The following is a 21490-nucleotide window of genomic DNA, read 5'->3' as shown; positions in this document are numbered from 1 at the left end:
GGCGCCGCCTGCACCGGCGGGATGTAATGCGTCGCCTGCTCGTGCGGCGCCCCCGGACCCGCCTGCACCGGCGGGAATGTAACTGCGTCGCCGCGTCCGGCAGCGACAGGGTAGCCCGTAACCGTGCGGGTCCCCCGGCCCCTCGAAACCCGGGCCGACGACGTGGCCGGCCGGCGGCGGGTACCCGTACGCGGGCTGCCCCGGCTGCGGCGGCGGCTCGTACGCGGACTCGTACGGCCCGGAGTACTGCTGCGCGGCCGGCGCCGCCTGCGGGTCCTGCGCGGCCGGATACCCGTACGCGGGCGGCGTGCCCCACGCCTCGCCGGGCTGCGGCCCCGGCTGCTGCGGGTAGCCGGGAGCCGGCACCGGCCGCGCCTGATGCGGCGTCCCGGGCTGGGGGACGCCCCCTTGTCCGTTCTCCGTCACCGGGACTCCTTCTGCCTTCTCCGACCGGCCCGAACCCACGGAACCGTCGCATCAAGCTACCCGGTGACGCCCTGATCACGTCAGGCCGCCTGGATCTCCAGCCTCGCCCCGAACTCCCGGACGGCCGGTTCCTCCCGGTACGGCTCCAGCCGCGCGCGGAAGTCGTCCAGGTACTCCGCACCCCGGCGCGAACGCAGCGAGCCCAGCAGTTCGGCGGCCTTCGTCGCCGTCTGGCAGGCCTGCTCCACCTCCCGCCGCTGCACCTGCGAGGCCGCCAGCAGCAGCAGCCCGATCGCCCGGCGGCGCGCCTTCGTCGCCGGCAGGTGGCGCAGGGCCTCCTCGGCGCGCCGGCCCGCCGCGTCCGCCTGCCCGAGGTCCCGGTGGCAGTGCGCCAGCTCGTCCGCCAGGTAGGCCTGGTCGAAGTGGCGGATCCACACCGGGTCGTCGCCGGACTCCGGCTCGGCCCGCTCCAGCGCCGTCACCGCCCGGCCCGACAGCACCGCCGCGGCCCGGGCGTCGCCCAGCAGCGCGTGCCCGCGCGCCTCGGCGGCGTAGAACATCGCCTCCACCCGCGGCGTGACCTGCCCCCGCGTGCCCTCCTGCGCGGCCCGCGCCAGCTGCGCGATCTCCCGCGGGTTGCCCAGCTCGGCGGCGAGGTGGCTCATCGACGCCGCCAGGACGTAGCCCCCGTACGCGCGGTCCCCCGCCGCCTGCGCCATCCGCAGGGCCTGGATGTAGTAGCGCTGGGCCAGACCCGGCTGCCCGGTGTCCACCGCCATGTAGCCGGCCAGCTCGGTGAGCCGGGCCACCGCCGCGAACAGGGCCCGCCCGACCGGCTCCCGGTATGAGCCCGCGATCAGCCCCGAGACCACGGAGTTGAGGTAGTGCACCACCACCGGCCGCACGTGCCCGCTGCCGAAGCGGTGGTCGAGGTCGGTCAGGGCCTCGGTGGTGGCCCGTACCGCCTCCACGTCCGGCATGCCCACCCGCGCACCGCCGCTGCGCGCCACCTGAGGGTCGGCTCCGGTGATCAGCCAGTCGCGGCTCGGCTCGACCAGGGCGGAGGCCGCCACGCTCGACCCGGAGAGGAAGTCGCGGCGCCCCACGTCGCTGCGCCACAGCTCGCAGACCTGCTCGATGGCGCCGACGACGGTCGGGGAGAACTGCAGGCCGACCCCGGAGGCGAGGTTCTTCCCGTTGGCCATGCCGATCTCGTCGATGGTGACGGTCCGGCCCAGCTTGCGGCCGAGGGCCTCGGCGATGATGCCGGGGGCCCGGCCGCGCGGCTGCTGGCCGCGCAGCCAGCGGGCGACCGAGGTCTTGTCGTAGCGGAGATCGAGGCCGTGCTCGGCCCCGCACATGTTGACGCGCCGTGCGAGCCCGGCGTTGGAGCACCCGGCTTCCTGGATGAGCGCCTGCAGCCGTTCGTTCGGCTGGCGCGCTACGAGAGGCCTGGCTGCCATGAAAACCCCCTGAGGCCGCGGGTGATCGTTCGAATGATCACTTCCCGCCTGAAGTGCCGAGAATCTTCCGCTCTGCGACGTGTCGTTACCCAATGACCGCGCCCCGCCCTCCCACGCGCCCCCGCACGTGCACCCGTGCGCCCCGTATGCAGGATCGATGCAGCGCCCACCGGCTGGTTTACGCCCGTAACCCGCCGTGCCCCGGGGAGTTGTGACGAGCGTGGAAGAGACCATCACAGTCACGGAGACCGCCCCCATCCCCCAGCAGCGCGGCGATCAGCTGCTGGACCATGCCGTGCGGTACGTGGAAGAACGCCACTGGGACGTCTTCGCCGGCACGTGGCTGGAGCCCGGCGACGGCCGGGAGGTGTGCTCCTGCGGGGTGGCCGACTGCCCGGCGCCCGGCGCCCACCCGTCGGTCAAGGACTGGCAGTCACTGGCCTCGGGCAGCGCGGTGGGCGTGCGACGGATCTGGGGCAAGAACCCCGGCGCCTCCATCCTGATGCCGACGGGCCGCACCTTCGACGCGCTCGACGTACCGGACTCCGCCGGGTTCCTCGCACTGGCCCGGCTGGAACGCCACGAGCGGACCCTGGGCCCGGTCGCACTGACCCCCGACCACCGGATGCTGTTCTTCGTCCTGCCGGGCGCCGGCGCGAAGGTGCCGGACCTGGTGCGCAAGCTGGGCTGGCTGCCGCACGCCATCGACCTGGTCACGCGCGGCGAGGGCCAGTACGTGGCCGCGCCGCCGACCCGTTTCGGCGGCAAGGGGCCGGTGCAGTGGGCCCGCAAGCCCACCCCGGCCAACCGGTGGCTGCCCGACACCGAGGAGCTGATCGACGCGCTCGCGTACGCCTGCGGGAGCGAGGCGGCCGCGGCCCGGGGCCGCCGCAAGGCGTAGAGCCGTCGCCGAGGGCGGCTGACATACGTGTCCGCGAGCTCATGACATTCGTAACTTCTGGCGCCTCTCCCCTCCTCCTATCGTGAGGAAAGTACGACCACGGGGAACAGAACGAGAGGCAGGCGCATGCCGGACCAGGGTTATGCGGCAGACCGTACGGACGGCGGGACGGGTGGTGGCGCGCGATCCGCGCAGCCCGCGGCCGCCGTACGCGTGGAGGGGCTGTGGAAGCGCTTCGGCGAGCAGGTGGCCGTCGCGGGCATCGACCTGGAGCTGCCGGCCGGCCGCTTCGTCGGGCTCGTCGGCCCGAACGGCGCCGGGAAGACGACCACCCTGTCCATGGTGACCGGGCTGCTGCGCCCGGACATGGGCCGGGTGGTGGTCGCCGGACACGACGTGTGGGCCGACCCGGTCGAGGTCAAGAGCCGCATCGGCGTCCTGCCCGAGGGCCTGCGCATGTTCGAGCGCCTCTCGGGCCGTGAACTCCTCGGCTACATGGGCCGGTTGCGCGGTCTGTCCGGCGAGGAGACCGACAAGCGGGCCACCCAGCTGCTGGACGTGCTCGACCTCGCGGGCTCCCAGCACAAGCTGGTCGTCGACTACTCGACGGGCATGCGCAAGAAGATCGGCCTCGCCGCCGCGCTGCTGCACAACCCCGAAGTCCTCTTCCTGGACGAGCCGTTCGAGGGCGTGGACCCGGTGTCGGCCCAGACGATCCGCGGGGTGCTGGAACGTTACACCGCGTCCGGTGCGACCGTCGTCTTCTCCTCCCACGTGATGGAGCTCGTCGAATCGCTCTGCGACTGGGTGGCCGTCATGGCGGGCGGACAGATCCGCGCCGCCGGCCCGCTGGCCGACGTACGGGGCTCCGCGCCCTCCCTCCAGGAAGCCTTCCTCGAACTCGTCGGCGCCCGCGACCACACCGCCGGCGACTCCCTCGACTGGCTCGGCGGCGCACGATGACCGCCACCACCGTCACGGCCGCCACCACCGGAGCCCCCGCCGCCTCCGGGCCGTCCGTCACCAAACTGTTCGTCCAGCTCAAGCTCTCCCTCCTGCGCAACGGCCTCAAGGGGTCGTCGAAGCGCAAGGCCGTGTGGATCATCAGCCTTGCGATCTCGCTGCTGTTCTCCCTCTTCGTCACCCTGTGCCTGGCCATGCTGCACGGCCACGTCCACGCCGGGACCGTCGTCGTCCTGCTGGCCGCGATCCTCGCGCTCGGCTGGACCGTGATGCCGCTGTTCTTCCCGACCGGCGACGAGACACTCGACCCGAGCCGGCTGGTGATGCTGCCGCTGCGCCCGCGTCCGCTCGTACGGGCCCTGCTGGCCTCCTCGCTCATCGGCACCGGCCCGCTGTTCACGCTGTGCATCGCCGCCGGCTCGGTGGCCGCGGTGGCGCACGGCGCGGCCGGCATCACCGCCGCCGTGGTCGGCGCCCCGCTCCTGCTGCTGGGCTGCGTGACCCTGGCCCGCGCCGTGGCCACGGCGAACGTGCGGCTGCTGTCCAGCCGCAAGGGGCGCGACCTCGCGGTGCTCAGCGGCCTGCTGATCGCGATCGGCGCCCAGTTCGCCAACTTCGCCGGCCAGAGCCTGTTCAAGCAGGGCGGCCTGACCGCCCTGGAACCGGTCGAGGCCGTCGTGCGCTGGCTGCCGCCGGCGACGGCCGTCGGCATGGTGGACTCCGCGAGCCGGGGCTCGTACGGCGTGGCCGCCGCGCAGCTCGCCCTGACCCTGGCGGCCCTGGCGGCCCTCCTGTGGTTCTGGGAGCGCAGCCTCACCAGCCTGATGGTCACCCCCGACGGCTCCACCCTCGCGGCCGCGAAGCCCGAGAAGGACCGCGGCGGCGCCGGCGGCTTCTGGTCCCTCCTGCCGGGCGGGCGCACCGGCGCGGTCATGCAGCGCACGCTGCGCTACGCCGTCCGCGACCCGAAGACGAAGTCGGCCTGGGTGTCCTCGCTGGCGGTCGGCGCGATCGTCCCCGTCTTCAACGCCCTGCAGGGCACCGGCTCGGTGTACCTGGCCTGCTTCGGCGCGGGGATGCTCGGCGTCCAGATGTACAACCAGTTCGGGCAGGACACCTCCGCCTTCTGGATGGTCGCCCAGACCATCTCCTCCCCGCGCGACGCGTTCGGGGAGCTGCGCGCCCGTGCCGGGGCGCTGGCGCTGGTCACCGTCCCGTACACGCTCCTCGTCACGGTGGCCACCGCCGCCCTGGTGGGCGACTGGGCGGGCTTCCCGGCGGCCCTGGGCCTGGGGCTGGGCCTGCTGGGCTCGATGCTGTGCACGGGCGCGCTGGCCTCGGCGCACTTCCCGTACTCCATCCCGACGGAGGGCGCGTTCAAGAACGTCGCCCCGGGTCAGGCGGGCCTGGCCTGGCTGGGCATCGTCGGCGGCATGGTGTCGTCCGCGGTGATCTGCTCCCCGGTGATCGGCCTGACCGTCTACATCAGCCTGGCGGACGACCCCGGCGTCCTCGGCCTCCTGGCCCTCCCGATCGGCACCGCCTGGGGCCTCCTGGCCACCTGGGCGGGCCTCCGCCTGGCGGCCCCGACGGTCTTCCGCAAGCTCCCGGAAATCCTGACGGCGGTCAGCAAGGGCTGACCACTGAGGAAGGGGGCGGCGGGCCAACGGCCCGCCGCCCCCTTCCGCCGTTCCGGGCCCCTGTCCGAATCCGGCACACCGCCGCAGAACCCTATTTGCCCGGGCCGCCGCTCCCTGCAAAAGTTCGTTCGATTGCCAGGGCTGTGGGGGGAGTTACGCGTGGGGTTCGACGAGGAGTGGGGCCGGCGGCCGTGGGCGAGGCACCCGCCCGGAACCGGCTCGCGGAGTTCCGCGGCCAGGTGGTGCTCGTTCCGCACGACGAGCAGGGCGGGCTGTGGACGGCCCCGCTGGGCGGCCTGGACTGGATCTGCGCGTTCTCGGACGAGGAGGCGCTGGCCCGCTTCGCCCAGGCCCGGGACGAGACCGACCGCGCGTGGGACTTCCGGCGGGTGCCCGGCGCCTGGCTGCTGGACGAGGTGATACCGGCGCTGGACTTCCCGTGCGGGGTCGCGCTGGACGCGGCAGGTCCGGACGGCACGGTGTTCCCGCCCGTACGCGGGATCGTGCCCGACTCCGTCGCGCTGGACGGCGGGGCGGCGGCATGAGCGGCGAGCAGGGCGAACTCGATGTGTCGAAGGCGGCACTGGGACAGATCGCCAAGGGCATCACGGACACCCTGTCGGAGCTGAAGGAGCTCGGCTCCACCGGAACGGCGAGCATGGGCGGCGGGTTCACCGAACTGAAGCTCTCGGGCATGCAGACCGGCCACGAGACCGTGACCTCCATGCTGGACGCGTTCTGCGAGCGGTGGGGCTGGGGCGTGCGCTCGCTGGTCCAGGAGGCGAACGAGTTCGCGGCGGGCGTGGGCCTGTCGGCAGGCCTGGTCCACGAGCAGGACCAGTACATCCAGGGCGGTTTCAAGGTGATGGCCAACGCCGTCCTCGGCGGCAATCCGCACGCGTCGGAGCAGGAGGTCACGGGCAAGGACTGGGGCGAGGTCCTCGCTTCCAACCCCTACACCAACGTCCGGGACGCCGACTTCAGCGCGGAGTCGCTCATCAAGTCCAAGGACGCCACCGACCGGGCCTGGGCACAGACCTGGGAGGACATCGCCCCGCGCCGGGAGATCGACCCCTCGAAGCTCGCCGAGCTCAGCCGCGACCGGGACGGCGGTGAGCAGCGGTGACCGACTGGGAAGCCCTCGCGGACAAGGGCCTCGGGCAGCTGGGCACCGTCTGGACCGTGGCGAAGAAGAAGGCCGGCGAAGGCATCGACAAGGCCACCGACGAGATCGGCGGCATCCTCCACAAGGCCGGCAAGGACCGCTGGACCGACGACATCGAGGACCTCGGCGACGGCCTCGCCTCCCGGCTCGGCGCGTCCGTGGCCGAACAGCAACTGGGCCAGACCGAGCAGGCCAACGAACTCGTGCACGGCTCACCGGCCGCCATCCGCGCCTCGGCCGCGCGCATGAAGGACTTCCAGGCCTCCTTCGACAAGGTCGGCCAGGGCATGAAGGCACTGGACGCCGGCAGTTGGAAGGGGGTCGCGGCCGACGCGTTCCGCGAGGCTTTCGCGGTGCATCCCACCAAGTGGCTGCACGCCGCCGAGGCCTGCCAGAAGGCGGGCGACGCGCTCACCCGGTACGCGGACACGGTCGAGTGGGCCCAGAAGCAGGCGGCCCAGGCCGTCGAGCTGTACCGGAAGGCCCTCAAGGCCCACGAGGACGCCGCCAACGCCTACACCAAGGCCGTCGACACCTACAACGCCACCGCCAAGTCGGGGAAGAACCCGGGGCCGGTGCCCGCGAGGCCGGACAACGTCGGAGCCGCGGAGGCCAAGGCCGCCCAGGAGATCCTCACGGAGGCCCGCCGCCAGCGCGACGAAGCCGGCAGCGCGGGATCCGCCCTCTCGGCCGCGATGCAGCACGCCCCGGCCAAACCCTCGCCGCACGAGAAGGCCATGGCCGCGGTCACCGACCACGCCGCGGCCGCGTCCGTGGAGCTCTCCCACTTCGGCGGAGGCGTCGTCAAGGGCACCGCCGGGATGCTCAACTTCGCCCGCAGCGTGTCCCCGTTCGACAGCTACAACCTGACCCACCCCGCCGAGTACCAGCAGAACCTCGGCATGACCCTGGCCGGTCTGGTCTCGGCCCCCGCCCACCCCGACCGCATCGCCAATGCCTTCGTCGAGCCCTTCCGGACCGACTTCGCCGAGGGCACCGGCCGGCTCCTGCCGGAGCTGCTGGGCACGGAGGGCTTCGGCGGTGCGGCCAAGGGGGCCCGTGCCGGGGCGCGGGTGGCGGAGGAGGCGGCAGGGAGCGCGGCCGCCAAGGAGGCCCGCGCCGCCCAGCAGGCGCAGCCGGAGGCCTCCGCCCGCTCCCAGGAGCAGAAGGTGTGCCGCGAGGACCCGGTGGACGTGGCGACGGGACGCATGGTCCTGCCGCAGACCGACGTCGTCCTCCCGGGCACGCTCCCCCTCGTCTTCACCCGGACCTTCGAGTCCTCGTACCGGGCGGGCCGCTGGTTCGGCCCGTCGTGGGCGTCGACCGTCGACCAGCGCCTGGAACGCGACGACGAGGGGCTGCTCCTCGTCCGCGAGGACGGCAGCCTGCTCGCCTACCCGCACCCCGAGCCGGGCGTCCCCGTACTCCCCTCCCACGGGCAGCGCTGGCCGCTGCGCCTCGACGCGGACGGCGGGTACACGGTCACGGACCCCGAGACCGGACACGTCCGCCACTTCTCCGAGGACGGCCGCCTCCTCCAGCTCGAAGACCGGTCGGGCGCCTGGATCACCTTCGACTACGACGAGTCCGGCGCCCCTGCCTCTCTCGTCCACAGCGGTGGATACGAACTCCGCCTCACGTCGGCGGACGGCCGCATCACGGCCCTTTCCCTGGCCGACGGCCCGCAGATCCTCCGGTACGCCTACACGGACGGCCACCTCACGGCGGTCACCAACTCCTCCGGCCGCCCGCTCCGCTTCGGCTACGACGAGCCGATATTGTGCCTGACGATGCCAAAAAGCGAATACTCACACCTAGCCAGACCGGCGGTTCACAGAGAGGGGTGGAATACCACTGGACTGACGCCGTAACCGGCAATTCAGCTCGCCTGCGAATTCACGATATCGACGGAACCGCCCCTGCCGGATCCCATGCAGCGACCGGCGACTCTTATCGCCTCTCGATAGGCGGCAAATACCAAGACGAAGCAGGTCGACTGCACCATCGGAACGTCCACAACGAAAGGAGCCCGCACTACGATCCCGACGCAGCCAACGCCACGCATATTCCATGGCCAAGTAATCACCCTCTCCCTTACTGAAAAGGACGGGCCCAGCATGAACGTACCAACCGGGCAACTCCTCAGCATCCTTCGCGGCTTGCTTTCCGAAGCCCCGCATCAGCGAGCCCTGACTGCCGATCAGGTGACGGACTGGGTGGGAAGCTATTCACAGGCCGACGGGCGGGTCTTGGCAAGCGTCCTGGCCGTCGCGGCCTGCTCCGAGTCCGACGCCACCGCGCTAGAGGCCCAGCTCAACGCCGTCCTTGCGCTGGGCGCGCTCGCGGACGAGGACTCCGTGTCGTACCTGAAGGAGCTCGAAGGGCGTCCGCTCCCGGCAGACCTGTCCGAGTACGTCCACGACATCCTGCACGAATGACCGAGAGCAGCTGGAGTACCCCCTGACCACACCACCGAGCTCCGACCCGGAGGGGCTCCGCACCGATCGCGTTCTGCGCGCCAAGGCGATATTGAACAGCTACGCGCCGCTCTTCTGGTTCCGGCACCCGCTTGAGCGGCACCCCAGGTTCGGGTACCTCCAGATCGCCCACCTGGGGTGGAGGTTCGCGGACCCCCGCGACGAGTTCATGCCCGTCTTCGAAGCCGCGGCACGGGAAGCCCCTCGCCACGTCGATTGGGTGTTCAAGGCCGCTCGGAACTGGCTCATCCTCCCCACCCGGCTCACGGAAGAGACGCGAAGGAACGGAGGCAACTTCAGCCATGCGCAGGCGACGGTCAGGGAGGACCAGGAGTACTGCCTCGCCGCAGCACAGGACATGGAGCTGATCCTGCGCCGGCTCGCGGCGGCTTCCCCGAACCCCGGCCTACTCGGGGAGATGACCGCCTGAATGCGAACCGGCAAGGATGGTCTTCTTGAACTCATCAGGCACAGCGGCCTTGAGGTGGTCGCGGTCCAGGGCAACGAGCCCGGTCCGTCCGTCGAGGCCGCCTGGCGGGCCATGGCGGGGATCGACGTCGAGCCCCAGGCGGTGGTTCCTCTGGGGGCGGATCGCGGAGGGGTGCATCGGTTGTGGGTCGCGCACGCCCGTCAAGGGGATGTCGTCGATGACGAGGGGGGCTTCCTCGTCACTGCGGTTGCCACCGGCAGTTCGGAGGTGGGGTGGGTGCGCGTGCGCCTGGGCGGCAGTGCCGATGTCGCCCGTCTCGTCGACGACCAAGGGCGGATCGAGTTCATCGCCCGGTCCCGGGACGGGCACCGGATCTGCGGGATCACCGCCGAGGAGTACGAGCACTGGGTCGTCGGGCTGGAGCTGCCGTAGCCCCCTCTGTCAGTGGGGGACGTTAGCTTCGGGGTATGTCGATCACCGCACAACTGCGCGACTCGGTACGGCTGCCGGGTGGGGAATCGCTGGTCAACGGCTTCGCCTTCGAGGGGCGGTCTGGCGGGGCCCGGCGGGCTCTGCTCCGGGGTGGGGGGCGGCTGGAGGTCTGGGACCTCGACCGGCTGTTCGCCGGGGAGGCGGGGGCCGTCGCCGTGTTCGGGGTGCCCTGGGCGGGGTGGGAGCACGGGGTGCATTCCGTGAGTCCCGACGGGGCGTTCGCCGTGTTCTCGGGGCAGCGGGCCGTGCGGGCCGTCGGGGTGGGCGGGGAGACGGTCTGGGAGTACCGGCACGGGTGTTGGGGGCCCGAGCTGGGGCATCCGCACTCGGGGGACGAGCAGGAGGTGTGCCGGGGGCTGGAGCACGGGTCGTGCCGGGTGTCGGACGACGGGAGGGTCGTCTGGGCGCACGTCATCGGGGACGACTGCCTGGAGTACTGGGTGGTGCTGGACGCCGCCGACGGGCGGGAGTTGGCGCGGCTGCCGCTGGACAGTGCCACCGCCGGCTCGCACCACCTCTCGCACCCGGACGGGATCCACATGGGGCTGTCCATCGGCATGGGCCAGGACGGCATCCTGCTGCACTGGGCGCGCTGGGACGGCGAGCGGCTCACCGCCTGGGACCTCAACGAGACCGCGGACCGGATCCTGGCGGACGTCCACCCCGGCCACCGGGGCTACCTCACCGTCGAGCACTACGGCGCGGACCTGCGCCTGCACGCCCTGGACGGCGACGCGCTCGCCACCGCCGTACCGGGGGCGGAGGAGGGCTGGGACTACGGCTGCGGCTTCGTCGACGCCGGCACCGTCATCGCCTCGACGGTCGACAGCTCCGAGGACCCGGACGGCGCCGGCCACTGGCTGCTGGACGCCCGCTCCCTGGAGGTCCGCGGGCGGGTCACCTACCCCGACCGGCCCGCCACCGGATGCGTACGCCCCCTCGGCGACGGCACCTGGCTGACCTACGACGGCAGGGCCGGCACCCTCGACCGCTGGAGCGCGGACACCCTCCGGGGCACGTATCGAGTCGTGACCGATCTGCCGGATTCGCCTGCCTGATCACTGACCGATGCCTGCCTAGAGAGCCGAGATGGAGGCCGGTGCGCGTTCGGCGCGGCTCAGTGCGCGCAGCACATCAGTCGCTCCGTGGCGTCGCAGGGCGATCCGCGACAGCAGGTCCACGACCGTCTCGACGGCCGGCGCCGGGAACTCCGGCGTTGGGAGCCCGACACTGTGCGCGAGGTCGTCGGAGTGGACGATGAGCTCCAGGGTCCGGCTGGTGACGAAGTCGTCGAGACTGATCGACCACGGTCCCCAGGTCGGGCGGCGGACGCGTCGGTCCGGCGCGGCCGGCAAGGTGCCGCGGAGCTCGTCGACGCACGTGGCGACCCGCGCGGCCAGTGCGGCGGGACCATCGGCAGCCTCGTCCTCCCCGCCGGATCGGATGCCCTGATTGAACGGCGTGTCCACGTCCGAGCCGATCCAACTCACCCGCCCGTAGTACTCGTGGATCGAGATGGCGGGCTCGGAGGGTTCTGGCTCAGCCAGCACTGCGGGAATGAAGAAGACCTGCCCGGCCAGGTGGCCCGCCAGCCCACGGACGCTGAGCTTCGCCAGCGCGGAGGGCTGGTGCCAGCCGTCGGCGACCGCCGGCTCCGCCAGCAGCCTTCCCGCTGATTCCGCCACGCTCAGATAGAGCTCCCTGGCCTGTGTCACTTCTCATCCCCCTGCCGTCGACGTTCGCTTCACCGGCCAACATCGCGAACAGGAGAAGCATTCCGGACACAAAATCCCGCCGATTGATCACGACTCGATACGCGCCCTCGGCAGTGCAGGCCTGGCCCGCAAGGTGACGGGCGTCAGGGCGTGGCGGCGGCTCTGAAGGACTGGCGGTAGGCCGTCGGGGAGACGCCCAGGGTGGCCGACAGGTGTTGGCGGAGGGATGCCGAGGTGCCGAAGCCCGCCTGGGCGGCGACCTGGTCCACCGGGAGGGCGGTGGTTTCCAGGAGGCGGCGGGCGTGGTCGACGCGGCGTTGGGCCAGCCACTGGCCCGGGGGCGTGCCGACTTCCTCCACGAAGCGGCGGCAGAAGGTGCGCACGCTCATGCGGGCGTGCTCCGCCAGCCGCGCCAGGGACAGCGGCTCGTCCAGGTGGCGCAGGGCCCAGGCGCGGGTCGCGGCGGTGGTGGCGGCTTCCGGTTCCGGCATGGGGCGTTCGATGTACTGGGCCTGGCCGCCCTCCCGCCACGGCGGGACCACGCACAGCCGGGCCACCCGGTTGGCGACCTCGCTGCCGTGGTCGCGGCGCACGAGGTGCAGGCACAGGTCGATCCCGGCGGCGACGCCGGCCGCCGTGAGGACCCGGCCGTCGTCGACGAAGAGGACGTTCTCGTCGACCTCGACCTCGGGGAAGGCCTGCTGGAAGTTCCGCGCCTCGTTCCAGTGCGTGGTGGCGCGCCGGCCGTCGAGGAGGCCCGCGGCGGCGAGTACGTACGAGGCCGTGCAGATCGAGACGATGCGGGCGTGGGGCGGGAGGAGGGCGAGGGCGGCGGCCAGTTCGGCGGGCAGCCAGTCGCGGGTCCCTTCGACGCCGCAGGTGAAGGGCGGGATGACCAGGGTGTCGGCGGTGCGCAGGGCTTCGGCGCCGTGGGAGACGGTGATGGTGAAGTCGGCGCTCGTGGTCACCGGGGCGCCGGTGAGGGTGCAGGTGACGACCTCGTAGAGGGGTTCACCGCCGGGGCCTTCGGCCGTGCCGAAGATGCGTACCGGGATGGTCAGTTCGAAGGGGTAGACGCCCTCCAGGGCCAGGACTGCGACACGGTGCACCATGGCAAGATTCTTTCAGATGGTGACATTCTTGCCACTCGTTCGGGCGGGCGGAGTGCGGAAACCTTGATCTCCGGAAGGGCCGACGGGGCCCTGGGGAGAACGGGGACGGCAGCATGCGCGCAGTGGCTCAGGACGGGTTCGGCGGGCCCGAGGTGCTCGGGATCGTCGAGGTGGAGCGGCCGGAGCCGGGGCCGGCCGAGGTGCTCGTACGGGTCCACGCGGCCGGGGTGAACCCGACGGACTCGTGGCACCGGGCCACCGGCGGGCTGGCCGGGGTGCCGGTACGGCTCGGCTGGGACGTGTCCGGGGTCGTGGAGGCGGTCGGGATCGGGGTCACCACCCTCGCCCCGGGCGACGAGGTGTTCGGCATGCCGCGCCATCCCGTCCCGGCGGGCACGTACGCGGAGTACGTCACCTCCCCCGCCCGGCACCTGGTCCGCAAGCCCGCCGCGCTGAGCCACGTACAGGCCGCCGCGCTGCCGCTGGCCGCGCTCACCGCCTGGCAGGCGCTCGTGGACACCGCCGGCGTGCGCGCCGGGCAGCGGGTGCTGGTCCACGCCGCGGCGGGCGGGGTCGGGCACCTCGCCGTGCAGATCGCCAAGGCGCGCGGCGCGTACGTGATCGGCACCGCCCGCGCCACCCACCACGAGTTCCTGCGCGGGCTCGGTGCCGACGAGCTCGTCGACTACACGGCCGTCGACTTCGAGAGCGCCGTCGAGCCCGTCGACGTCGTGGTCGACGCCGTCGGCGGGGAGTACGGGCCGCGCTCGCTGCGCGTCCTGCGCCCCGGCGGGATCGTGGTGTCCCTGGCCTCCCCGGCCGAGGCCCGACTGGCGGAGGCGGCGCGCCCGCTGGGGGTGCGCGCCGTCTTCATGGCCGTGGAGGCGGACCAGGCGGGGATGCGGGAGATCGCCGCGCTGGTGGAGGCGGGGCGGCTGCGGCCGGAGGTCGCCGAGGTGCTGCCGCTGGAGCTGGCCGGCAAGGCGCACGAGCTGAGCGACGGCCGCCGGACGCGCGGCAAGATCGTCCTCACGGTCGGGGACTGACGACTGCTGATCGCTACGACACGGCGACCCCTTCCAGGAAGGGCTCCAGGGCGGCGCGCAGCGCGGCCGGCTGGTCGTAGTGGACGTAGTGGCCGGCGTCCGGGATCTCGGCGTACTGGCCGGCCGGGAGGACGCGGACCATCTCCTGGGCCTCGGCGCGGCCCAGCTCGCCGTCCAGGCCGCGGACGACGAGGGTGGGGCAGCGGACCTGGGCCAGCTCCTCCCAGTGCGCGTCGTGCACCCAGGTCTCGCGGACGGTCAGCATCTGGCTGCGGGAGAAGAGCGGGCGCCAGCCGTCCGGCGCCCGGTGCATCACCTCGGCGAAGAAGGCGCCGCGGCCGGGGTCGGGGCGCTCGACCCGGGGGTCGTCCTCGCCGAACCAGCGGCGGGCGGCGTCCTGCGTGGGGAAGGGCAGCGGCCAGCGGCGGAACCACTCCTGCCACTCCTGCTGCGAGGCCTCGCCCAGCGCGGAGGCCCGCATGTCGCAGATGACCAGGGCCTGGACCAGGTCGGGGCGCCGGGCGGCGAGCTGCCAGCCGGTGAGGGCGCCCATGGAGTGGCCGATGAGGATGACGGGGCCGAGCCCGAGCTGTTCGATGACGGCCTCGGCGTCGGCGACGAAGGCCTCGCGGCCCAGGCGCGCGGGCCGGTCGGGGCCGGGGGCGGGGTGGCCGCTGTGGCCGTGGCCCCGCTGGTCGAGGGCGATGACCCGGCGGTGCTCGCCCAGCCAGCGCGCGGTGCCGGCCCAGTGGAGGGCGCGGCCCATCAGACCGTGGAGTAACAGGACCGCCGGTTTCCGGGGCTCGGCGGGCGGGTCCCGGAACTCCCAGGCGGCCAGGCGTACGCCGTCGGCACCTGTGACATCGATGCGCTGTACCACCGGAGATGCACCCCCTTCGCTCCCGGCCAGACTATCGAACCCGCATTCGAAAACGGGCGTCTCGCCGACAACACCGCTCTTTCGAGTGACCTTGCTCAAGGATTGACCGCCGCTGCCGATGGAGATCCTTTCAGCAGGGAGGCGGGCCGCTCGGGGAAGACGGTCCGAAGGGGATGACCTTGAGAGCTCGGGGCTCCAGGTCAGCAAGGGGAGGATCGGTCCCGGCGCCGGAAGGCGCCGGGACCGCCTTGCTTCCGGCCGGCCGGCGGCCACTGGCCGCCGGCCGTCAACACCCTCGGGACGTCAGCCTGACCGCTTCAGCGCTTGGCGACGAACACGTGAGAGGCGATCTCCGCGTCCAGCTCCGCGGCCTCGCCGCCACTGCCGACCAGCACCCCGCCCGGGGACTCCGTCACGCTCACGACGGAACCGGGCTGCACGCCCGCCCGGCGCAACGTGTACATCAGCTGGGCGTCGGTCTGGATCGGCTCGCCGATCCGGCGCACGACCACCGTCTTGCCCTCGGTGCCCGGGTCCAGCTCGGACAGGCTCAGCATGCCGTCCTCCAGGAACGGGTCCGCCTCGGCCTTCTCCCCCAGCTCCTCCAGGCCCGGGATCGGGTTCCCGTACGGGGACTCGGTCGGGTGGCGCAGCAGCTCCAGCACCCGCCGCTCCACCGCCTCGCTCATCACGTGCTCCCAGCGACAGGCCTCCGCGTGCACCTGCTCCCACTCCAGACCGATGACGTCGACGAGGAGACACTCCGCGAGGCGGTGCTTGCGCATCACGCGCGTCGCGAGCTTGCGGCCCTCGTCCGTCAGCTCCAGGTGCCGGTCGCTGGCCACCGCGACCAGCCCGTCACGCTCCATGCGCGCCACCGTCTGGCTCACCGTCGGGCCGCTCTGGTCCAGCCGCTCGGCGATCCGGGCGCGCATGGGGACCACACCTTCCTCTTCCAGCTCCAGGATGGTGCGGAGATACATCTCCGTGGTGTCGATCAGTCCGGACATTCGTGCCCCTCGGATTGCGTGCGCTGGCCCTGTCCCCAATTCTGACGCATCGGGCCGACAACCGTCCCGCGTCGAGCACCCTCGAACGTCAAGGCATGTACGGGACATCGGGCCGCAGCCCGCCCACGCCCGCATTGACGGCCGTATTGACACGCCCTTGGTCCAGACCGCACGGTGAGCGGCGGACCACGGCGGACGAGAGGAGGACTCCCGTTGAGGTCTTACAGCCGCTCCACGGGCGGACACCGCCAGCCCGATGGCCAGAAGGTTCACGGCGGCGTTCGCGGTGGCCGGCAGCGGCTCGTGGGCGTCCTCGCACAGCAGCGAAACGAACCAGCTTCCGGCACTGTCCCGGGAGACCGTGAGCGTCGACGGCACCACGTCCGCAGGCAGCGGACGCGACCACACCATGCCCAACGGTCCGGCCGTCTTCGCCAGCGTGAGCCGGCCGTCGGCGTACCGGAACGCGCTGCGCGTGTACTCGGCCGATGCCCGGGACTTCCGCTCGGACTTGAACCGGGGGTACTTCGACCGCTTCCCCCAGAACGCGGTGAAGGCGGCCTGCAGATGCCTCAGCGCCTGCTGGAGCGGGACGCAGGACACCTCGGCCCCGTTCGCGGACCACGCCCCGCTACGGGCGGCCAGAACCAGGTCGTAGACCTTCCGCACACACCCGAACGTCCGCGACAGCGCAGTGTCCTGCGCGTCCGTTGGACAGAAGCGGTACTCGAACGCCCGCTGCACCGAAAGGTCAGCCCCCACGCCCCGGACGCTACGGACAGTCCGGATCTCAGCACAAGCCGAAGTCACAGCATCACGCAGCGGTACCCCGCCGCTGTGCGGCTCCGCGCCAGGGATGCGTATCCTCACCCGGCCACCCGGGTTTTCCATGCAAAGGGATCGAGATGAGCGAGAGCAAGCTGGCCGGGCAGTTCTTCGACGCCGCCATCGGCCTGCTGGAGCGGGTGCGCGACGAGGAGGGCCCCCGGATCAACGAGGCCGGGACCGTGATCGCCGAGGCCGTCGCCTCCGGCAACCGGCTCTTCGCCTTCGGCGCGGGGCACTCCTCGCTCCCCGCGCAGGACGTGGTCTACCGGGCCGGCGGGCTCGCGCTGATGAACTTCCTCGCCGTCCCCGGCACGGCGGGCGTCGACGTCATGCCGGCGACGCTGGGCAGCGCGCTGGAACGCGTCGACGGGCTCGCCGGGGCGGTCCTGGACAGCAGCCCCGCCTCGGCGGGGGACGTCCTCGTCATCATCTCGCTCTCCGGGCGCAACGCCCTGCCGGTCGAGATGGCGATGAACGCGCGCGCGATCGGGCTGAAGGTGATCGGCGTGACGTCGGTGGCGTACGCGACGGGGACGAAGTCACGGCACGTCTCGGGCACCTTCCTGAAGGACCACTGCGACATCGTGCTCGACAGCAAGATCGCGGTCGGTGACGCCGAGCTGTCGTTGGACGGCATCGACGCGCCGTTCGCTCCCGCGTCGACGGTGGTGACGAGCGCGATCATGCAGGCGGTGATGGCGGCCGCCGCCGGGGAACTGGTGGCGCGGGGGGTGGAGCCGCCGCTGCTGAGGTCGGGGAACGTGGACGGCGGGCACGAGTGGAACGGGCGCGTCATGCAGGAGTACGGGGACCGGATCTTCTTCCGGCACTAGGCGATGCCCTGGCGGGGCCGGGGCGGGGCGGGCCGGGGGGGTGCCGCTGCGCGGGGCCAGGTCCCCTACCCGCCCTTCGCCCGTTCCCCGGGCTGCGCCCGGACCCCTTCTGGGGGCTCCGCCCCCCGGACCCCCGCGCCTCAAACGCCGGCGGGGCTGGAGGTGCCGGCGCCGGCGGGGCTGTCCATGGTCCCGGTCGGGGTCAGGCGGGGTGGGCAGCCAGGGCCAGGTCGGCGGCCACGCGGGCCGCGACCTCCTCCGCGTACAGGGCGTCCGTGCGGTCGAACGCCGGGCGGGACGGGCCGCGGAGGAACGTCAGCGCGCCCAGGGTGCGGCCGCGGCTGCGGAGGACCGCGCACAGCGCGTGCGTCGCGCCCGGGGGCCACTGGCGGGAGCGGGCCCACGCGTCGGCCGCCCCGCCGGCCGGGGCGCTGGCCCGGACCGGGCCGATCCGGTCCAGGGCCTGGAGCGCCGGGTGCGCGGCCTCGTACCGCACCGGGATCGCCCCCGGCCCGGGCAGCAGCGGCGCCAGCCCCGACGGGGACACCGCCGAGCGGACCAGGCGCCCGCCCGCACCCGGCTCCAGCACGTCGAGCAGCGCGTGCTCCGCGAAGCCGGCCAGCGCGAAGTCCAGCCGTACGGCGGCCGCCTCCGCCGGGTCCTCGCACTCGGCGGCGGCCCGCCCCGCCCGGTACAGCTGGTTGGCCCGGAACCGCAGCTGCCCGGTGTCCAGCTCGGCCTGCCGGGCCTCGGTGACGTCCTGGAACAGCCAGCCCACCCCCAGCGGTACCGGCTCCTCCGCGAGCGGCGAGCCCAGCCGCAGGAACCCGCACCGCCAGCACCGCCGCCGCACCCCCTCCGGGGTCCGCACCGACACCCACAGCTCCAGCGGCGCCGGCGGCGACCCCTCGGCCAGTACGTGCTGGAGCGCGCCCTCCAGCTCCTCGACGCCCTGCTCCAGCAGGTCCCCGAGCGGCCGCCCGAGGAGCGCGCTGCGCCCGGCTCCGAAGGCGCGGGCGGCGTGCGCGTTGACCACCGCCGGGCGCAGGTCCACGTCGACGAGGACGACCCCCCAGGAGGCGTCGTCCATCAGCGCCTCGCTGAGGGCGATGGAGCGTTCCAGGTCGATCTGGGCGTGGACCTCGCTGAAGGCGCAGTAGACCCCGGCGGGCTTCCCGTCGGCGCCGGGCACCCCGGCGGACTGGGTCCGTACGAGGATCCGCCCGCCGTCCTTGGTCAGCAGGGCGAACTCGTGCAGCTGCCGGCCCGGCGCGTCCTGCGCGGACATCAGCCGGTCGTGCACGTCGTCCGCGTCGGCGGCCCGGACCGCCCAGCCGGCGAACCCGCGCCGTCCCACCGCCTCGGCGGCGCTCCAGCCGAGGATCCGCTCGGCCTCGCGGTTCCAGTGGGTGATCACGCCGTCGGAGTCGAACGCGCACAGGGCGGCGTCCATCCCGTCGAGCAGCGCTGCGAGCAGATCGTCGGCGGTGTCACTACGTCCGGAAGCACTCACCTGGCACCCCCTGCAGGTGTTCGCGTGTGCGGCACGTCAGATCATTGAACTGGAACGTGACCCAGGCCACACCCGCTTCCCGGAATCCTCACGGAAACCTCCCGGAATGTCCGCCCGGAAACCCGTGCTTTAAATCGCTTGAGGGCGCCCGGACACCGATCTAGGCTCTGCCGTACACGAGAAGGGAGGTGGTTCCCGAAATGTACGGAAACCGGACGCGTGAGGTGGCTGCGGGCTAAGGGCCCGTCGTCAGCAACGCACCCAGTGCGGTGCCCGGCGGAAACCGCCCGGCGCCAATCCCCAGTAGTCACCCGACCCGCGGTCTCGCCGGCACGTCCGGCCGGCTCCTCTCACTGCAGGAGAGGAACCCGAGACCGCGGGTCGCCTGCGTTCAGGCCCCGCAGGACCCCGACAACCGCCGGACCCCGACAACCGCCGGACCCCGACAGCCGCAGGACGGAACCTCGGCGGTAGCCGCCGGCACCGCCCGGCCCCGCGACCGCGGCACCCCTACCGCGACCCCGTCACGGGCAGAGCCGCTCGACGCGCCACTTGTCCCCCTCCAGCACGTACCGCAGCCGGTCGTGCAGCCGGTTCTCGTGCCCCTGCCAGAACTCCAGCGCGTCCGGCAGCACCCGCAGCCCGCCCCACTCCGGCGGCACCGGCACCTGCTCCCCCTCCGGATACCGCGCCTCCAGCTCCGCGTAACGGCGGTCCAGCTCCGCCCGCGAGCCGATCACCGTGGACTGCGCGCTCGCCCACGCCCCCAGCTGCGAGCCGTGCGGACGCGACCGGAAGTAGGCGGCCGTCTCGTCCCGGCCGATCCGCTCGGCCCGGCCCGTGACGATCACCTGCCGGGCGATCGGGTGCCACGGGAACAGCAGCGAGACGTACGGGTTCTCGTCGATCTCCCGCACCTTGCGGGAGCCGTAGTTGGTGAAGAAGACGAAGCCCCGCGAGTCGAACTGCTTCAGCAGCACCGTCCGCGAGCTGGGCCGGCCCGCGGCGGTGGCGGTCGAGACGACCATCGCGTTGGGTTCGAAGAGGTGCGAGTCGGCCGCCTGCGCGAACCACAGGGCGAACTGCGCCATCGGGTCGCCGGCGAGGCCCGCCTCCTCGACGATCTCGGAGCGGTACTGCTTGCGCATGACGGCGGGGTCAATGTCCTGATCGGTCACACGGTCATCCTGCCGCAGTACGCGGGGGACCGGTGTGCCGTATGTCACGCTTCCGCACGCCCACCGGAACGGACAAAATCTTGGGGCCGGTCCGAGGGTTCCCGCACGGATGACCTTCGGCCGCGCCGGGCATCAACGGGGATGACCGCGTCGGACCGCGAATCACGCCGGGAACCGCGCGTGTTCGCACTACCTGAGGAGCCGCCTGATGTCCGATTTCGTACCCGGACTCGAAGGGGTCGTCGCGTTCGAGACGGAGATCGCCGAGCCGGACAAGGAAGGCGGATCGCTCCGCTACCGGGGGGTGGACATCGAAGACCTGGTCGGCCACGTCTCCTTCGGGAACGTCTGGGGCCTCCTGGTCGACGGTGCGTTCAACCCCGGCCTGCCCGCCGCGGAACCCTTCCCCATCCCGGTGCACTCCGGCGACATCCGCGTCGACGTGCAGTCCGCGCTGGCCATGCTCGCCCCCGTGTGGGGTCTGAAACCGCTCCTCGACATCGACGAGCAGACCGCCCGCGACGACCTCGCCCGGGCCGCCGTCATGGCGCTGTCGTACGTCGCCCAGTCCGCCCGCGGCCAGGGCCTGCCGATGGTGCCGCAGCGCGAGATCGACAAGGCCGAGTCCGTCGTCGAGCGGTTCATGATCCGCTGGCGGGGCGAGCCCGACCCCAAGCACGTCAAGGCCGTCGACGCGTACTGGACCTCCGCCGCCGAGCACGGCATGAACGCCTCCACCTTCACCGCGCGCGTCATCGCCTCGACGGGTGCCGACGTCGCCGCCGCCCTCTCGGGTGCCGTGGGCGCCATGTCCGGGCCGCTGCACGGCGGCGCGCCCTCCCGCGTCCTCGGCATGATCGAGGAGATCGAGCGCACCGGCGACGCCGTGGCCTACGTGAAGAAGGCCCTCGACAAGGGCGAGCGGCTGATGGGCTTCGGCCACCGCGTCTACCGCGCCGAGGACCCCCGCGCCCGCGTGCTGCGCCGCACCGCCAAGGAGCTGGACGCCCCGCGCTACGAGGTCGCCGCCGCCCTGGAGAAGGCCGCGCTGGAGGAGCTGCACGCCCGCCGCCCCGACCGGGTGCTCGCCACCAACGTGGAGTTCTGGGCCGCGATCATGTTGGACTTCGCGGAGGTCCCGGCGCACATGTTCACCTCCATGTTCAGCTGCGCCCGCACCGCCGGCTGGTCGGCGCACATCCTGGAGCAGAAGCGCACGGGCCGCCTGGTGCGGCCGTCGGCGCGGTACGTGGGCCCGGGCCGCCGGGACCCCCGTGACATCGAGGGCTACGCGGACATCGCCGCCACCGCCTGAGGCCTCCCCGTCGTGATATATATATATATATATATATATATATATATATATATATATATATCTATATATATATATATATATATATATATATATATATATATAT

Annotated in this window: 20 protein-coding genes and 1 pseudogene; 13 read left to right on the top strand and 8 right to left on the bottom strand. The window is 72.4% G+C overall.

The window, feature by feature from the left end; genetic code table 11:
• Positions 1-506: 506 nt before the first annotated feature.
• Complete coding sequence (locus SSNG_RS19740; RefSeq protein ID WP_007265644.1) at positions 507-1889, bottom strand: hypothetical protein; 1383 nt, start codon at positions 1887-1889, stop codon at positions 507-509.
• Positions 1890-2109: 220 nt separating this feature from the next.
• Between SSNG_RS19740 and SSNG_RS19735 the strand changes: the two genes are divergently transcribed.
• The 10 genes from SSNG_RS19735 (at position 2110) to SSNG_RS19690 (ending at position 11015) form a co-directional block, all read left to right on the top strand.
• On the top strand, positions 2110-2790 hold the full coding sequence (locus SSNG_RS19735; RefSeq protein ID WP_007265643.1) for a bifunctional DNA primase/polymerase: 681 nt from the start codon (positions 2110-2112) through the stop codon (positions 2788-2790).
• A 126-nt stretch (positions 2791-2916) separates the two neighbouring features.
• A complete protein-coding gene (locus SSNG_RS19730; RefSeq protein ID WP_007265642.1) occupies positions 2917-3753 on the top strand; it encodes an ABC transporter ATP-binding protein in 837 nt (278 codons plus the stop codon).
• Positions 3750-5393: a hypothetical protein gene (locus SSNG_RS19725; RefSeq protein ID WP_007265641.1), complete on the top strand. Its 1644-nt coding sequence runs from the start codon at positions 3750-3752 to the stop codon at positions 5391-5393. Before SSNG_RS19730 ends, SSNG_RS19725 begins: the two co-directional genes overlap by 4 nt.
• A gap of 191 nt (positions 5394-5584) precedes the next feature.
• Positions 5585-5938, top strand: a complete 354-nt coding sequence (locus SSNG_RS19720) for a hypothetical protein (RefSeq protein WP_007265640.1) — start codon at positions 5585-5587, stop codon at positions 5936-5938.
• Positions 5935-6519: a hypothetical protein gene (locus tag SSNG_RS19715; protein WP_007265639.1), complete on the top strand. Its 585-nt coding sequence runs from the start codon at positions 5935-5937 to the stop codon at positions 6517-6519. The genes SSNG_RS19720 and SSNG_RS19715 overlap by 4 nt, the downstream gene beginning before the upstream one ends.
• Positions 6516-8429, top strand: a complete 1914-nt coding sequence (locus SSNG_RS42215; protein ID WP_007265638.1) for a putative T7SS-secreted protein — start codon at positions 6516-6518, stop codon at positions 8427-8429. The genes SSNG_RS19715 and SSNG_RS42215 overlap by 4 nt, the downstream gene beginning before the upstream one ends.
• Before the next feature lie 345 nt (positions 8430-8774).
• Positions 8775-8996: a hypothetical protein gene (locus SSNG_RS41225; protein ID WP_206731312.1), complete on the top strand. Its 222-nt coding sequence runs from the start codon at positions 8775-8777 to the stop codon at positions 8994-8996.
• A 91-nt stretch (positions 8997-9087) separates the two neighbouring features.
• A complete protein-coding gene (locus SSNG_RS19700) occupies positions 9088-9465 on the top strand; it encodes a hypothetical protein (RefSeq protein ID WP_042801420.1) in 378 nt (125 codons plus the stop codon).
• Entirely contained in the window at positions 9466-9897 is a 432-nt protein-coding gene (locus SSNG_RS19695) for a hypothetical protein (protein ID WP_007265634.1), read from the top strand.
• Positions 9898-9932: 35 nt separating this feature from the next.
• A complete protein-coding gene (locus tag SSNG_RS19690) occupies positions 9933-11015 on the top strand; it encodes a hypothetical protein (protein WP_050779674.1) in 1083 nt (360 codons plus the stop codon).
• A gap of 18 nt (positions 11016-11033) precedes the next feature.
• Here SSNG_RS19690 and SSNG_RS19685 read toward each other — a convergent pair whose 3' ends face one another.
• Both SSNG_RS19685 and SSNG_RS19680 read right to left on the bottom strand, forming a co-directional pair.
• Positions 11034-11672, bottom strand: a complete 639-nt coding sequence (locus SSNG_RS19685; protein ID WP_007265632.1) for a maleylpyruvate isomerase N-terminal domain-containing protein — start codon at positions 11670-11672, stop codon at positions 11034-11036.
• A gap of 143 nt (positions 11673-11815) precedes the next feature.
• Entirely contained in the window at positions 11816-12784 is a 969-nt protein-coding gene (locus SSNG_RS19680) for a helix-turn-helix domain-containing protein (protein WP_007265631.1), read from the bottom strand.
• A gap of 113 nt (positions 12785-12897) precedes the next feature.
• On the opposite strand from SSNG_RS19680, the gene SSNG_RS19675 reads away from it, so the two are divergent.
• Positions 12898-13830: an NADP-dependent oxidoreductase gene (locus tag SSNG_RS19675; protein ID WP_007265630.1), complete on the top strand. Its 933-nt coding sequence runs from the start codon at positions 12898-12900 to the stop codon at positions 13828-13830.
• Positions 13831-13843: 13 nt separating this feature from the next.
• On the opposite strand, the gene SSNG_RS19670 is transcribed toward SSNG_RS19675, so the two are convergent.
• The 3 genes and pseudogenes from SSNG_RS19670 to SSNG_RS43010 all read right to left on the bottom strand — a co-directional run.
• Positions 13844-14710, bottom strand: coding sequence for an alpha/beta hydrolase (locus SSNG_RS19670; RefSeq protein WP_042801419.1), 867 nt, complete (start codon positions 14708-14710; stop codon positions 13844-13846).
• 317 nt (positions 14711-15027) lie between these two features.
• Positions 15028-15720 (bottom strand): metal-dependent transcriptional regulator, encoded by a 693-nt coding sequence (locus SSNG_RS43015; RefSeq protein WP_007265628.1) that lies wholly within the window; start codon positions 15718-15720, stop codon positions 15028-15030.
• A 276-nt stretch (positions 15721-15996) separates the two neighbouring features.
• Positions 15997-16464 (bottom strand): annotated as a pseudogene (locus SSNG_RS43010) (transposase); the annotation flags it as partial.
• Positions 16465-16625: 161 nt separating this feature from the next.
• On the opposite strand from SSNG_RS43010, the gene SSNG_RS19655 reads away from it, so the two are divergent.
• Entirely contained in the window at positions 16626-17381 is a 756-nt protein-coding gene (locus SSNG_RS19655) for an SIS domain-containing protein (protein WP_007265626.1), read from the top strand.
• Positions 17382-17583: 202 nt separating this feature from the next.
• Here SSNG_RS19655 and SSNG_RS19650 read toward each other — a convergent pair whose 3' ends face one another.
• Positions 17584-18894 carry a PAS domain-containing protein gene (locus SSNG_RS19650; RefSeq protein ID WP_007265625.1) on the bottom strand — a complete coding sequence of 437 codons (1311 nt, stop codon included), beginning with the start codon at positions 18892-18894 and terminating at the stop codon, positions 17584-17586.
• A gap of 524 nt (positions 18895-19418) precedes the next feature.
• Complete coding sequence (pdxH, locus tag SSNG_RS19645; RefSeq protein WP_042803763.1) at positions 19419-20042, bottom strand: pyridoxamine 5'-phosphate oxidase; 624 nt, start codon at positions 20040-20042, stop codon at positions 19419-19421.
• A 238-nt stretch (positions 20043-20280) separates the two neighbouring features.
• Between pdxH and SSNG_RS19640 the strand changes: the two genes are divergently transcribed.
• The gene (locus tag SSNG_RS19640) at positions 20281-21387 is read left to right on the top strand and encodes a citrate synthase 2 (protein WP_042801415.1); all 1107 of its coding nucleotides are present in this window, start codon (positions 20281-20283) and stop codon (positions 21385-21387) included.
• The last annotated feature ends 103 nt before the right edge of the window (positions 21388-21490 follow it).

This window comes from Streptomyces sp. C, from assembly GCF_000158895.1.
In the GTDB taxonomy this organism is placed as follows: Bacteria; Actinomycetota; Actinomycetes; order Streptomycetales; family Streptomycetaceae; genus Streptomyces; species Streptomyces racemochromogenes.
This window is presented reverse-complemented; position numbering and strand designations above follow the sequence as displayed.